Origin of the sequence: Raineyella antarctica (assembly GCF_900092135.1) — a bacterium.
Taxonomy (GTDB): Bacteria; Actinomycetota; Actinomycetes; order Propionibacteriales; family Propionibacteriaceae; genus Raineyella; species Raineyella antarctica.
Map to the genome: position 1 here is coordinate 48,253 of NZ_FMYF01000012.1, position 13,287 is coordinate 61,539.

The following is a 13,287-nucleotide window of genomic DNA, read 5'->3' on the forward strand; positions in this document are numbered from 1 at the left end:
TCGCGTGGAATCGCTTCCCCTCGAGGTGGTGACCGACGCCACCTTCACCGACCGCGTGCTCGATGCCGACGTGCCCGTGGTGGTGCTCTACTGGGCCACCTGGTGCGCCCCCTGCCGCCAGCTCCTGCCCATCATGGAGGAGCTGGCCGGGTGGTACCGGGACCGGGTGCGGATCGTCCGGATCGACACCGATGCCGCCACGGCGACCCCGCAGGCCCAGGGCGTGCACGGGGTGCCGACGGTGCAGTTGTTCCGGTCCGGCGCAGAGGTCGCACGGTTCCAGGGCGCACGGACCAAGATCGAGCTCACCGAGGCGATCGACGGTCTGCTCGCCGGCGAGCTCAGCGCCTAGTACCGGCGAGGGATCAGGCCGGGCCGGCGCCCCAGGCGTTCTGTCGTTCGCGCCGCTCGGACTCGATCAGCTCCTGCTCCAGGTCCAGCGCCGGGTGGGCGTTGGCCGGGTAGCTGACCGGACGGGCCGGGACACCGGCGACAGTGGTGAAGGCTGGCACGTCGGACAGCACCACGCTGCCGGCGCCGATCTTGGCACCCTCGCCCACCTTGATGTTGCCGAGCACCTTCGCGCCCGCGCCGATCATCACGCCGCGGCCGATCTTCGGGTGCCGGTCGCCGCCGATCTTGCCGGTACCGCCGAGGGTGACCTCGTGCAGCATCGAGAAGTCGTCACCGATCACCGCGGTCTCGCCGATCACGATGCTGGTCGCGTGGTCGAACAGGATCCCCTTGCCGATCCGGGCACCGGGGTGGATGTCGACCGCGAACGTCTCGGACGTACGGCTCTGCAGGTAGAGGGCCAGCGCCTGCCGGTCGTGCACCCAGTACCAGTGCGCGATCCGGTAGGCCTGCAGGGCGTGGAAGCCCTTGAAGTAGAGCAGCGGCTGGGCATAGCCCCGGGTGGCGGGATCCCGCGCCAGCACGGCGGAGAGGTCCTCGCGAACAGCGTCACCGATGGCCGGCTCGGCCTGGAGAGCGTGCTTGATCATGTCGAACAGCGTGAGCTCGGTCAGCGTGGTGCTGTTCAGCTTGCTGGCCAGGATGTGGGCCAGCGACGACTCCAGATCCGGGTGGCCGAGCACGACCGAGTGGAGGAAGCTGGCCAGTGCCGGCTCCTCGGCCGCGTCGCGCGCGACCTCTTCGCGAATGCGTTCCCAGATGTGGTCGGTCATCGCCGATGTCCTCTCGCTATGCCCGGCGCGGTCTGAGGCCGACGTCGAGATACATCCTGCCTTATGGATACCATCACGGAATCTGATTATCAAGGCACGTCCCGTCTGCCGGTCCTAGGCTTGCTCCCATGACCCGTACGATGCACGCAGCCACCTACAGCACCTTCGGCGGCCCCGGGGTGCTGTCCCTCACCGAGCAGCCGCTGCCCAAGGTGGCGCCCGGCGAGGTACTGGTGCGGGTCCGCTCGGCGGCGGTCAACCCGGTCGACTGGAAGATCATGGCCGGCGGCCTGGACGGCATGCTGGAGTCCACTTTCCCGATCATCCCCGGCTGGGACATGGCCGGCGTCGTCGAGGCGGTCGGCATCGACGTCCCGGAGTACGCCCCCGGTGACGAGGTGATCGGCTATGTCCGCAAGGACTTCGTGCACGGCGGCACGTACGCCGAGTTCGTCAGTGCCCCGGTCCGCACCCTGGCCCGCAAGCCGTCGGGAATGGACTGGGACGCGGCCGCCGGCCTGCCGCTGGCCGGGCTGACCGCCTACCAGGTGCTGAACCGGCTGGGCACCGGGCCGGGCATGACCGTCCTGGTGCACGGCGGCGCCGGGGGTGTCGGCCAGGCCGGCATCCAGTTGGCCCGGCACGCCGGCGCCCGGGTGATCGCCACCGCCTCGGAGCACAACCACGACCTGCTGCGCTCGCTGGGGGCCGAACCGGTGTCGTACGGCGACGGCCTGGCCGATCGGGTCCGGGCCCTGGCCCCGGCGGGGGTGGACGTCGTCGCGGACTTCGTGGGCGGCGTCCTCGACGTCACCACCGCGGTGCTGGCCGAGGACGGCCGCCACGCCTCGGTGGCGGACCGCAACGTGGTGCAGGCCGGGGGGCAGTGGATGTGGGTGCGGCCCGACGCCGACGACCTGGACCACCTCGCCGAACTCGTCGACGCCGGCGACCTGGTCGTCAACGTCGCGCGGACGTTCGACCTGGCGGACGCGGCAGCAGCGGTGGCGGCCAGCATCGAGGGCCACACGGCCGGAAAGATCACCATCGAGGTCAGCAGCTGACCCACGTGGGGCCCGGCCGCCCTAGGATGGGCCCATGAGCGAGAGCAGCGCTGCCAGCCCCGTCGTCGTCGGGTACGACTCCTCCGACATCGCCGACAGGGCGGTGTCCTGGGCCTCCGGTGCCGCCGAACGGCTCGGCCTGCCGCTGCGCGTGGTCGCCGCCCGCGAGAACGAGGCTGCGCCGGTCCGCAGCCCCGAGGCGGTGGCGGCGGTGCACGCCGCCAAGCCCGATCTGGAGGTCACCGGCGAGGACCCGATCGGATCCCCTGCCGGCGTGATGGTCCGCGCCGGCGAGGACGCCGCCCTGGTCGTGATGGGCAGCCGCGGTCGCGGCCGGCTGTCCTCCGCCCTGCTCGGCACCGTCTCGATGACCACCGCCCAGCACGCGGGCTGCCCCGTGGTGATCATCCACGGCGACGACGTCGACGACCGGGCCCCGCGCCGGGTCATCGTCGGTGCGGACGGTTCGTCCTCCAGCACCGCGGCCCTCGACTTCGCGCTCTCGCTGGTCGGCGAGGGCAGCACGGTGTCCCTGGTGCTGGCCTGGTCGACGATGCCCGAGGACTCCACCGATCCGGTCCCCGCCGTGGCCCAAGCCATGCTGGAGCAGACCCTCGACGGCCGGAACAAGGAGGGCGTCACGATCGAGCTGGTCGCCCGACCGGGCAGCCCCCGGGACGTCCTCGTGCACCTCAGTGCGGAGGCCGACCTGCTGGTCGTCGGTCGCCGGGGCCGTGAGGGGTTCCGCGGCCTCAACCTCGGCTCGGTCGCCCAGCACGCCCTGCTCAGTGCCAAGTGCCCGGTCGCGGTGGTGACCAGCCGCTCCTGAGCCTGCCCCGTCCTGATCCGCGCCACCGCGCGGGACGAGGCTCGCGAACCGGCTGACCGGCCGGGCTCGTCGTGGCAACCTCTTTTTGTACGGGTCCTCCGCCGGCGCACGGTGCCGACGACCGTGGCGCAGGGGGGTGGGATGGCAATCAACCGTACGTTGCAGCGGGTCGAGACCGCCATCGGTGCCCTTGCCGGACGGGTGCTGGACCCCTCCGACGCCCACCCGGTGCTGCTCGAGCTGGCCGAGGTCCTCGGCCGCCGTCCCTATGCCGTGATCGGTCCACGGGCCCGGTTCCGCTGGCTGTTCGACGCGCTGATGGTGGAGGTGGGGATCGACCACTTCCGGGGCACCTGGGAGCTGGGCTACCGGGCGTTCCCGTACGAGCCCGACGTCCGGTGGGGCGAGCACCTGTCGTTCCGGTCCGGCGTCGCGGACGTCGCGCCCCCGTACGAGTGGTCGCTGGAGCTGGCGGATCCGCCGCCCGGGCCGTGGCTCCCGCCGGTCTATCCGCTGCTCGGCTGGGCCCACGTCGCCGACGAGCTCGGCTACCTGGTGGGGATGCTCCCCAGGGACCTGGCGACCGTCCCCCCGACGTGGTTCGACGGTCGCATCGGGCTGTGCAGCAGCCTGGCCGGAATCGACGTGGAGGTGGTGGCCGACCGGCGCGGGTTGACCGTGCACGCCCCCGGCACGGCGCTGCACCTGGCTGCGGAGGCCGCCCAGCGGGCCGGGACGGTGATCGGACGGGCCTGGGCCACCGCGTACGCGGGCCGGGCCCCCGGTGAGTTGGCGATCAGCACGACCTCGCCGGCGCGTCCCTTCACCCTGCTCGCCGCCCCGGCCGGCACCGACCCGGTCGACGAGAACCTGCAGCCGGCTTCCTTCACCGACCTGGCCGACCTGGACGTCCCCGGCCGGGCCGCCGCCCCCGGACGGCTGCCACCCGCGGCGGAGCCCGAGGAGGCCTTCCTGGCCGCGTACGCCACGCCGGAGGAGGGGGCCGACCTGGTCCGCGAGGCGGTCGGCGGCGGCGTCCCCGCCTTCCTGGAGCAGCACGCGCTGGCCGCCGGCCGGCCCCCGGCCGGGCTCGAACTCCGGGCGGAGGCGGGCTGGCGTGTCCGGGTGCGCAGTGGCGCCCTGCGCCTGGTGCTGGTGGAGGGCCGGCACCGTACGGCCGACGTGTCCGACCACGCGCACCGGCTACTCGACCTGCTCGAGGAGGCGTACGGCACCCCCTGGGGGTCCGCCGCGGACTCGCACGGACGGCTGGCCCGGACCTGGCAGGTCGGCGGCACCGCCGTCCGGGCCGGCTCCTCCGGTGACACCGTGGTGGTCGAGATCACCTCGTACGAGGACCTGGTGCTCTACCACTTCGGCTGACGTGCCGTTTCGGCTACGTACGGGGGGTATCGGCCGATCCGGGCAGCCCTAGGCTGGCTCCGCAATCGTCGTCCCAGCGTTGGCGTGTCGTTCCCACACGTCGCGACCCGATGACTTCCGTCACCCATCGGGAGGTATCCGCTGTGTTCACGTACGCCGACACGCCTGTCACGTTCATCGGCCTGTTCATCCTCTTCGCCTTCAGCCTCGCCTGGGGCCTCTACGAGCTCACCCGTCGCCAGGACCGCGTCCAGGCCGTGTCCAACACGCTGCACCTGGTCATGTCGGTGGTGATGCTGCTGATGGTCTCGCGGGCCACCTGGCGCCCGCTGGCCAGCACGGTGCCGGCCTGGCTGCTGGTCGGCTTCTTCGCCGCCGCGGTGCTGTGGTTCGTCGCCCTGGCGCTGACCGGCCGCGGCTCCCGCGCCCACTTCGCCGGCCACGCCGCGATGTTCGGCGCGATGACCTGGCACCTAGCCGGGATGGAGGTGAAGATGGCCTCGATGTCGAAGGCGATGCCGTCCGGCCCGATGGGGGGCCACGCCCACGCCAGGTTGCCGATGGCCGCGGCGGCCGGACCGGCCGACCCGATGTGGTGGGTGGCCGTGGTGGGTGCCCCGCTCATGGCCTACCTGCTGGTCGCGGCCGTGCTCGACCTGGTCCGCGTCGTACGGTCCGCGCCCGCCCCGGCAGCGGCCCCGCACGCGGCCCCGCTGCTGGTCGGCGCCGGCGCCCCGCTCGCCGAGGTCCCCGGCGTCCCCCAGGTCCACGCCACCGGCTGCCACGAGCCGCGTACGGTCGCCTCGACCAGCTTCCGCCTGGCCGCCCTGGCGGCGTTCGCGATGAACTTCGGCATGTTCTGGATGTCGACCGGCCTGATGGTCCCGGTCCTGCCCTGGATGACGCACCTCGCGTTCTGATCGGACGAGTGGCTCGGCTGATGCATCCGGCGCTGGAGCGGCGCCCCGGCCGCCAGCCCCTAGGCCCGGGCCTCCCGTTCGCGCAGCGAGAGCACCGCGTACATCAGCTGGTGCCGTGGGGTCGCCACCCGGAGCTCGCGGCCCAGCCGGACCATCGCCCCGGCCTGGCCGTCCAGCTCCGAGGGCCGACCCTCCAGCAGGTCGCGCTGCAGCGAGGTCGTCACGTCCGCAGGCTGCTCGTCGACGAAGGCGAGCGTACGATCCACCGCGTCCGGCGGCAGCGCCACTCCCCTGGCCCGGGCGAGGGCGTCCACCTCGGCGATGCAGGCCGCCAGCTCCTCGCGCAGCCCGGTGCGCAGCTCCCCGATCGCCCGGCCGCTCAGGGCCCCGAGCAGGCCGGACGGGATGATGAACATCGCCTTGGCCCACAGGTCGACCCAGATGTCCGCCGGCTCGGGGGCCGGGATGCCGACGCCCTCGAACGCGGCCCGGCAGGCCTCCAGCACCGGCGTCTCCACGTTGTCCCAGCCGGCGAAGGTGACCGTCCCCGGCCCGCCGTGGTGGCTGATCCGGCCCGGCGCATCCCGCTGGGTGAAGATCCGGACCACGCAGGGGGCGACGTGTTCGCGCCCGACCACGGCGGCGATCCGGTCGGGGGCGTCCACCCCGTTCTGCATCGTCAGCACGATCGTGCCGGGCCCCACCAGCGGGGGGAGCTGGTCGGCGATGTCGTCGAGCTGGTCGGCCTTCACCGTGACCAGGACCACGTCGACGTGGCCGACCGTACGGGCGTCGTCGGTGGCCATCACCCGTTCCAGCCGGGCCCGGAACCCGCCGCTGACGGTGAGCCCGCCGGTGAGCAGGCTGCGCAACGTACGCTCCCGCACCACGAAGTTGACCTCGTGGCCGCCCGCGGCCAGCAGGCCGCCGAAGAAACCGCCGAGACCCCCGGCGCCGATGACTGCGAACCGCACGATGTCCTCCTAGGTGAGTTGTTCGAACTTCCGCGCCCAGGCCGACCGGATCGGGTTGGCGTCGGCGACCAGCGCGTCGAAGCGGGCATCGGCGATGTCGCCGACCGCGGCCACCGCGGTGACCAGCTCCCGGGCCGGCGAGCTGGCGACCCGGTGCCAGCCGTCGCGGATGAGCTGGTCGCGGCCGGCCAGGTTGGCCAGGCTGACCACCAGGGGCAGTCCGTGCTTGTCCTGGTAGGCCGCGCTGACCGCCGCGATCTCCGTACGATCCCGATCGTCGAGCCGGTCCAGGGCGATCGAGCCGGTCTCCTGGAGGGCCTTGATGTCCTCGGGCGCCGCGTCGGGGTCAGCGAGCACCAGTTCGCTGATGTCGTAGTAGCTGGAGACCAGGGCGCGCTGCTCCTGCGGGTCGGCGGACAGCACGACCTGCTGGAAGGCGTCGCGCAACTCCTCGGTGCTGGCGAAGGGGCGGTCCTCCCAGGCCCGTTCGACCGGCCAGGGGAGCGGGAAGAGCGTGCCGAAGGTGCCGACGAACTCGTCGCGCGACATCGCGTTCACCTCGTCGAGACGGACGGGCCTGCCGTACTGGACCGCGACGTCGGGACCGCGTCGGCGGCCGACGTGGAAGAACAGCAGGTTGAGCACGATCGCGACGATCGCACCGATCGTCACCCCGGACCCGAAGATGATCGCCAGCCACGGCGGCACCGCCTGGGCGATGCCCGGCTGCAGGGTGACGAGCATGGCCAGGCCGACCGAGGTCGAGACGATCACCGCGTTGCGGTTGTCGTGCATGTCGACCTTGCCGAGCGTCTGGATGCCGACCACCGCGACGTTGGCGAACATCGCCAGCGAGGCCCCGCCGAGGACAGGGGCCGGGATCGCCGCGACGATCGCGCCGGCCTTGGGCAGCAGCCCGAGCACGATCATCAGCACGCCGGCGGCGGTGACGACCCAGCGGGACTTGACCCGGGTGAGCCGGACCAGGCCGACGTTCTGGGCGAAGCAGGTGTACGGGAAGGAGTTGAGCACCCCGCCGAGGGTCGTCGACAGTCCGTCGGCGCGCAGGGCCGCCGAGATGTGGTGCGGGGTGATCCGCTTGCCGACGATCTCGCCGGTGGCGAAGACGTCGCCGGTCGTCTCGACGGCGGTGATCGCCATCACGATGACCATCGAGATGATGGCGGTCAGGGAGAACGCCGGCCAGCCGAAGAAGAACGGGGTGGTGAAGCCGATCGGGGCGGCGGTCCCGACGCCGGAGAAGTCGGTGTGCCCCAGCAGCGCCGCGACACCGGTGCCGAGCACCAGGCCGATCAGCACCGCGATGGTGGCCATGAAGCCCTTGAAGATCCGCTGGGCCAGCACGATCACGGCCAGGGTGCCGAACGCGTAGAGCAGGCCGGGGACCATCAGGGTCGGCTCGGTCTGGCCCCAGCGGACGATGTCGCCGGCGGCCACGCCGATCAGGGTGGTGCCCATCACGGTCAGCAGGGTGCCGGTGACCACCGGCGGGAAGTACTTCAGCAGCCGGGCGAAGTACGGGGCGGCAAAGAAGGTGACCAGGCCGGCCACGATGATCGAGCCGTAGACCGCGGCGAGGCCGTCGGTGCCGCCGCCGGAGGCCAGGCCGATCGCGATGATCGGGGAGACCGCGGTGAAGGTCACGCCCTGCAGCAGCGGGAGGCGTACGCCGATGCGCCTGCCCAGGCCGGCCGACTGGATGATCGAGGCGATCCCGCAGGTGAACAGGTCGGCGTTGATCAGGTGGATGGTGTCCCGGGTGGAGAGGCCCAGGCCCTGTGCGACGACCAGCGGCACGATGACGGCGCCGGCGTAGAAGGCCAGCACGTGCTGCAGGCCGAGGACCGCGAGCTTCGGGACCGGGGGCACCGCGTCGACCGGGTCGACGGGGCGTACGAGTGAGGTCGTGGTGGACACGGCCCCCACCCTAGAGGTCACTCCACCGGCGGCGTCGACCGGAGGTACCTACCGAAGTGCGGCACGGTGAACTGCACCTTGCCGCGCTCCCCCGAGTAGACCAGGCCCTTCTTCATCAGCGAGTCGCGGGCCGGGGAGAGGCTCTGCGGCTTGCGGTCCAGGTGGGCGGCGACCTCGGCAGTGCTGGCCGGTTCCTCCCCGCCGACCTCCGCCATCGCCCGCAGGTACTCCCGCTCGGCCGGGGTGGCCCGCTCGTAGCGCGACCCGAAGAAGCCGACGGCCAACTCGGACTCGGCTTGCGGCACCGCGACCCGGACGTCGTCGACGGTGATCGGCGAGGCGGTCGCGACGTCCCAGACGGCCTTGCCGTACGCCTGGATGAAGTAGGGGTAGCCGCCGGTGGCGGTGTAGAGCGCGGCCAGCGCCTCGGGCTCGTACGCGGCCTCCTCGTCGGCGGCGGGTGCGGCGAGCGCGGCGTCGGCGGCCTCCCGGGCCAGCCGGTCGATCCGTACGTAGCGGAACAGGCGCTCGCTGTAGGACTTGGAGGCCGACAGCACGGCCGGCAGGTGCGGCAGCCCGGCCCCGACCACGACCAGCGGCAGGCCCTGCTGGCTGAGCTCGTGGCAGGCCGCACAGATCGCGGAGACGTCCTCGGGCTCCAGGTCCTGCATCTCGTCGATGTACACCGCCACCCCGGTGCCCAGGTCGGCGGCCAGCCCTCCGACGTCGGAGAACACCTCGACCAGGTCGATCTCGATGTCCCCGGAATCGGCGCGCCCGCGGGTGGGGGCGGCGGTGATGCCCGGGTTCCACCGGTCCCGCAGCTTGGTGCCGGGCTTGGCGTCCGCCTCGACGAAGGACCGTACGGTGCCCAGCACCAGCTCGGTCTGGGAGGGATGGCCGAGCTCTCGGATCGCCATGTGCAGGGCGGCGCCCAGCGGGCGGCGCAGCGACTGGCCGGGACGGGCCTCCAGCTTGCCGGTGCCCCAGCCGGCGCGGACCGCCGAGGACCGCAACGTGTTCAGCAGCACCGTCTTGCCCACCCCGCGCAGTCCGGTGAGCACCATCGAGCGCTCCGGGCGGCCCTTGGCGACGCGTGCCAGCACGACGTCGAAGGCGCGCAACTCCTCGTCACGGCCGGTCAGGGCGGGCGGGCGCTGTCCCGCCCCGGGGGCGTACGGGTTCTGGATCGGGTCCACGATGACACTCTATGGTCCGCTCTACCGCAGGACCGATAGTGACGCAGATGTCGATCGAGATCGGCCGTGGATTATCTTGCAGGAATGCACGAGCAACTCGCCCTCGCCCTCGAGGCGTACCGCCGGACCTCCCCCCTCGTCCACTGCCTCACCAACACCGTGGTGACGAACTTCACCGCGAACGTGGTGCTCGCCTCCGGCGGTGCCCCGGCCATGGTGGACAACCCGCAGGAGGCGGCCGGCTTCGCCGCGATCGCCGGCGGCGTGCTGGTCAACCTCGGCACCCCGCAGGAGCACACCGTGGCCGCGATGGGGCTGGCGTCGGCCTCGGCCCGTGACCACGGCGTCCCGTGGGTGCTGGACCCGGTCGGTGCCGGCGGCCTGCCGTGGCGTACGCAGGTCGCCGTCGAGCTGCTGGACAACCGCCCCACGATCGTGCGCGGCAATGCCTCCGAGGTGCTCGGCCTGACCGGCGGCTCCGGCGGCAAGGGCGTGGACAGCACCGAGACCTCCGAGAACGCCCTGGCGGCCGCCCGGGCGCTGGCCCAGGACTTCGGTTCGGTGGTCGCGGTCAGCGGGCCGACCGACTACCTCACCGACGGCCACCGGGTGCTGGCGCTGGGCAACGGCGTGGAGCTGATGACCCGGGTGACCGGCGTCGGCTGCGCGCTCGGCGCGCTGATGGCCGGCTTCGCGGCAGCCACCCCCGACGCCCTGGTGGCCGCTGCAGCAGCCACCACCCTGCTCTGCCTGGCCGCCGAGGAGGCTCCCAAGAACGGCCCGGGCTCCTTCGCCGTCGGGCTGCTCGATGCCCTGTCGACGATCACCCCGGACAAGCTCGCCGACCGGGCGCGCCTGGAGGAGCGGTGAGCGCTCCGCTGCCCGACCTGCGGCTCTACCTGGTCACCGACCGGGCGATGACCGCGGCGTACGGACTCGTCCCGACCGTGCTGGACGCCGTGGCCGGTGGCGTCGGGATCGTCCAGCTGCGCGACCCCGAGGCCGACGACGACGAGCTGGTGCGGATCGGCCGCGAACTCCATGCCGCGCTGGCCGGCCGGGTGCCGCTGCTGGTCAACGACCGGGTCCACCTGGTCGAGGCGATCGGCGCAGAGGGCGCGCACATCGGCCAGCACGACCTGCCGGCCGACCAGGCCCGCCAGGTGCTCGGCCCGGACCGACTGCTCGGCCTCTCGGTGCAGACCGTCGCCCACGTCGAGGCCGCCCGGGAGCTCGGCCCGGGGGTGGTCGACTACATCGGGATCGGCCCGGTCTGGGACACCGCCACCAAGCCCGATGCCGCCCGCGCCGGCGGCCCGGCCCACACCGCCGCCGTCGCCGCGGCCAGCCCGTGGCCCAGCGTGGCGATCGGCGGGATCAACCTCGCCCGGGTGCCCAGCCTGCGCCACACCGGGATCGACGGGATCAGCGTGGTCTCGGCGATCTGCTGCGCCCCCGAGCCCCGCCGGGCGGCGGAGGAGCTGCTGGCGGCCTGGACCCGTTGAGCGGGGCGGCTTGGTCGTCGTGGCAGGATCGACCGGTGTCCGCACCGCCAGCATGAACGATCCCATCGGAGGTTGACCCTTGTCCTGGACCTTGCCCGAGCAGTGGGTGAACAACGCGGTCGTCATCGTCGTGACGGTCCTGATCGCGTTCATCGCCCGCGGACTCCTGATCCGTACGATCCGCCGGATCGAGCGATCGGTGGTCGCCGAGGCCAAGGGCCGGCGCAACCGCGCCAGTGAGATCCTGCGCCGGGCCGCCGACATGTCGGACGAGCGCCACCAGCAACGTACGCACACCATGGCCGGCCTGCTGAAGAACCTGGTCGACATCATCATCGTGGTGGTCGTGGTGATGACCATCCTCAACGTGGTCGGCGTTCCGCTCGGCCCGCTGCTCGCCAGCGCCAGCATCGGCGGCGTCGCCATCGGCTTCGGCGCGCAGTCGCTGGTGAAGGACTACATCTCGGGCATCTTCATGGTCTCCGAGGACCAGTTCGGCGTTGGCGACTGGATCCAGATCAACGACCAGGTCTCCGGGCGGGTCGAGGAGGTCGGCCTGCGCGTCACCCGGGTGCGGGCGTTCTCCGGTGTCGTCTGGTACATCCGCAACGGCGACATCGTCCAACTCGGCAACTCCTCCCAGGGCACCTCGACGGCGATCATCGACGTGCCGATCGCCGTCCACGGCGACTCCGGCCACGCCATCTCGATCATCCGCGAGGTGCTGGCCCAGATGGCCGGGGAGCCGGAGTGGCAGCAGGTACTGATCGCCGACCCTGTGGTGCTCGGCGTGGAGAGCATCGACCCCCGCCAGACCAAGCTCCGGGCGACCGCCGACACGCTGGCCAACCAGCAGTGGGGCTTCCAGCGCGAGGCGCTGAACCGGATCCGCACCGCCCTGCACGAGGCCGGGATCGAGCCGCCGACGGCCTACCCGCCGCCCCTGGAGTGACGCACCCGCTCAGAAGTCGAGGTCACACCCGTCGCACCCGTCGCCGAGGGTGTCCAGCCCGTCCACGGAGTCGACGAAGCTGCCGACCCCGTCACTGAACGCGCCCAAGCCTCCGCTCACCACGTCGGCCACCCCGGAGACGTCCAGGCCGCCGATCAGCTCGGTCAGGCCCTCGCCGGCCAGGAAGGCCAGCTGCGGCAGGTCGAGCAGGTCGGCCAGGATCACCATGTCGATCCAGTCCAGGCCGAAGTCCAGGTCGTCGTAGCCCTCCAGCTTGGCCTGCGAGGCGATCTCGCCGAACACCTTGGCCCAGTGGTCCGCCACGCCGAACACGATCGCGTACGGCAGGTAGCGGGAGAAGATGTCGGCCGCCTCCTCGAACTTGATCTGGTCGGCCTCGGCGGTGCGCAGGTACTCCTCGAAGGCCAGGGCCTGGATCCGGACCGCCGTACCAGTGGCCGTACGTCCCGGCAGCACCCGGCCGAGCTTCTGCCAGGCCGCCGCCGACCCCAGCGTCAGGACCCCGGCGACCGCCCCGGCCCAGCCGCCGGCGACCAGCATCACGATCGCAGCCCCACCGGCCAGGCCCCACAGGCCGAATCCGCTGAGGCCCCGCTTGGTGCGGGGGTGGCGCCGGTACCAGCCGCGGTGCACCGCCTCGGTGTAGAGCGCTTGGACCGCCTCGCGCATCACGCTGCCGAAGTCGGAGGTCAGCTGCGAGATCCGCACGCTCGGGCCGTACGCGAACATGCCGTTGAGCAGGTGCGCCTCCATCACCGACAGTTCGTCATCCGCGGGCGGGTCCTGGGCGGTGACCTCCCAGTCGGCCTTCTTCCGGCCGAGCGGCTTGCGGGAGGGACCCCGCGCCTCGCCGGCGTCCTCCTCCGGCTCGACGGCGGTGATCTTCACGTACCCCCGCACGGCGAGGTCGACGATCGTCGCGGTCACGTCGCGGCTCTCGGCCACCCCGTCGTACACCGTGCCGACCAGCCCGGGCCGCAGGCCGCCGGGAGGGGTGAACTGGACCGCCACGTCCTTGCTGTAGGCGGTCTCGGGCACCCGGCGGGTGTCCGCCTCCTCGCCCGCCCGGGGGAGCTGGCCGGGCGTCACTCCCTCGTAGATCTCGTCCAGTCCCTCGCGCCGCGAGCGGATGATGGCGACGATCGTGAGCGCGGTGACGAGCAGACCGGCGACCAGCATGAACATGGAGACAGGAGTCACCCGGCCAGCCTACGTGAGCGGGGACAGCACAATGGCCGACCGCTGGTGCGGTCGGCCATTGCTTTGTCGCAGCGCTGGCGTACGGGGGGGGATGTTGTCAGCGCGCGACGACTCG

Annotated in this window: 13 protein-coding genes; 8 read left to right on the forward strand and 5 right to left on the reverse strand. The window is 72.3% G+C overall.

Translation table 11 applies throughout. From position 1 onward, the window contains the following. The first annotated feature begins 4 nt into the window (after nucleotides 1-4). A complete protein-coding gene (locus GA0111570_RS14740; protein WP_175557524.1) occupies nucleotides 5-352 on the forward strand; it encodes a thioredoxin family protein in 348 nt (115 codons plus the stop codon). Nucleotides 353-365: 13 nt separating this feature from the next. On the opposite strand, the gene cysE is transcribed toward GA0111570_RS14740, so the two are convergent. Continuing rightward, the gene (gene cysE, locus GA0111570_RS14745; RefSeq protein WP_092613013.1) at nucleotides 366-1,187 is read right to left on the reverse strand and encodes a serine O-acetyltransferase; all 822 of its coding nucleotides are present in this window, start codon (nucleotides 1,185-1,187) and stop codon (nucleotides 366-368) included. A 128-nt stretch (nucleotides 1,188-1,315) separates the two neighbouring features. On the opposite strand from cysE, the gene GA0111570_RS14750 reads away from it, so the two are divergent. From GA0111570_RS14750 to GA0111570_RS14765, 4 genes are all read left to right on the forward strand, one after another. Beyond that, nucleotides 1,316-2,251 (forward strand): NADP-dependent oxidoreductase, encoded by a 936-nt coding sequence (locus tag GA0111570_RS14750; protein ID WP_217634203.1) that lies wholly within the window; start codon nucleotides 1,316-1,318, stop codon nucleotides 2,249-2,251. Between the two features lie 34 nt (nucleotides 2,252-2,285). Next, nucleotides 2,286-3,080 (forward strand): universal stress protein, encoded by a 795-nt coding sequence (locus GA0111570_RS14755; protein ID WP_092613016.1) that lies wholly within the window; start codon nucleotides 2,286-2,288, stop codon nucleotides 3,078-3,080. A 141-nt stretch (nucleotides 3,081-3,221) separates the two neighbouring features. After that, nucleotides 3,222-4,463, forward strand: coding sequence for a hypothetical protein (locus GA0111570_RS14760; protein WP_092613019.1), 1,242 nt, complete (start codon nucleotides 3,222-3,224; stop codon nucleotides 4,461-4,463). A 143-nt stretch (nucleotides 4,464-4,606) separates the two neighbouring features. Next, nucleotides 4,607-5,383 (forward strand): DUF5134 domain-containing protein, encoded by a 777-nt coding sequence (locus tag GA0111570_RS14765; protein ID WP_175557525.1) that lies wholly within the window; start codon nucleotides 4,607-4,609, stop codon nucleotides 5,381-5,383. A gap of 59 nt (nucleotides 5,384-5,442) precedes the next feature. Here GA0111570_RS14765 and GA0111570_RS14770 read toward each other — a convergent pair whose 3' ends face one another. The 3 genes from GA0111570_RS14770 to GA0111570_RS14780 are packed head-to-tail and all read right to left on the reverse strand — an operon-like array spanning nucleotide 5,443 to nucleotide 9,494. Further along, a complete protein-coding gene (locus tag GA0111570_RS14770) occupies nucleotides 5,443-6,357 on the reverse strand; it encodes a 2-dehydropantoate 2-reductase (protein WP_175557526.1) in 915 nt (304 codons plus the stop codon). Nucleotides 6,358-6,366: 9 nt separating this feature from the next. Beyond that, complete coding sequence (locus GA0111570_RS14775) at nucleotides 6,367-8,295, reverse strand: solute carrier family 23 protein (protein WP_092613222.1); 1,929 nt, start codon at nucleotides 8,293-8,295, stop codon at nucleotides 6,367-6,369. Between the two features lie 17 nt (nucleotides 8,296-8,312). After that, a complete protein-coding gene (locus GA0111570_RS14780) occupies nucleotides 8,313-9,494 on the reverse strand; it encodes an AAA family ATPase (protein WP_092613028.1) in 1,182 nt (393 codons plus the stop codon). An 84-nt stretch (nucleotides 9,495-9,578) separates the two neighbouring features. On the opposite strand from GA0111570_RS14780, the gene thiM reads away from it, so the two are divergent. From thiM to GA0111570_RS14795, 3 genes are all read left to right on the forward strand, one after another. Further along, nucleotides 9,579-10,364: a hydroxyethylthiazole kinase gene (thiM, locus tag GA0111570_RS14785; protein ID WP_092613031.1), complete on the forward strand. Its 786-nt coding sequence runs from the start codon at nucleotides 9,579-9,581 to the stop codon at nucleotides 10,362-10,364. After that, nucleotides 10,361-10,999 (forward strand): thiamine phosphate synthase, encoded by a 639-nt coding sequence (gene thiE, locus GA0111570_RS14790; RefSeq protein WP_092613034.1) that lies wholly within the window; start codon nucleotides 10,361-10,363, stop codon nucleotides 10,997-10,999. Before thiM ends, thiE begins: the two co-directional genes overlap by 4 nt. Nucleotides 11,000-11,078: 79 nt before the next feature. Next, nucleotides 11,079-11,951 (forward strand): mechanosensitive ion channel family protein, encoded by an 873-nt coding sequence (locus GA0111570_RS14795; protein ID WP_092613037.1) that lies wholly within the window; start codon nucleotides 11,079-11,081, stop codon nucleotides 11,949-11,951. A 9-nt stretch (nucleotides 11,952-11,960) separates the two neighbouring features. On the opposite strand, the gene GA0111570_RS14800 is transcribed toward GA0111570_RS14795, so the two are convergent. Beyond that, complete coding sequence (locus GA0111570_RS14800; RefSeq protein WP_139283275.1) at nucleotides 11,961-13,172, reverse strand: DUF2207 domain-containing protein; 1,212 nt, start codon at nucleotides 13,170-13,172, stop codon at nucleotides 11,961-11,963. Nucleotides 13,173-13,287 lie beyond the last annotated feature (115 nt).

Coding starts and splice junctions, on each gene's coding strand:
- GA0111570_RS14755 (WP_092613016.1), top strand. CDS start 2,286: ATGAGCGAGAGCAGCGCTGCCAGCCCCGTCGTCGTCGGGTACGACTCC.
- thiM (WP_092613031.1), top strand. CDS start 9,579: ATGCACGAGCAACTCGCCCTCGCCCTCGAGGCGTACCGCCGGACCTCC.
- GA0111570_RS14760 (WP_092613019.1), top strand. CDS start 3,222: ATGGCAATCAACCGTACGTTGCAGCGGGTCGAGACCGCCATCGGTGCC.
- cysE (WP_092613013.1), bottom strand. CDS start 1,187: ATGACCGACCACATCTGGGAACGCATTCGCGAAGAGGTCGCGCGCGAC.
- GA0111570_RS14750 (WP_217634203.1), top strand. CDS start 1,316: ATGACCCGTACGATGCACGCAGCCACCTACAGCACCTTCGGCGGCCCC.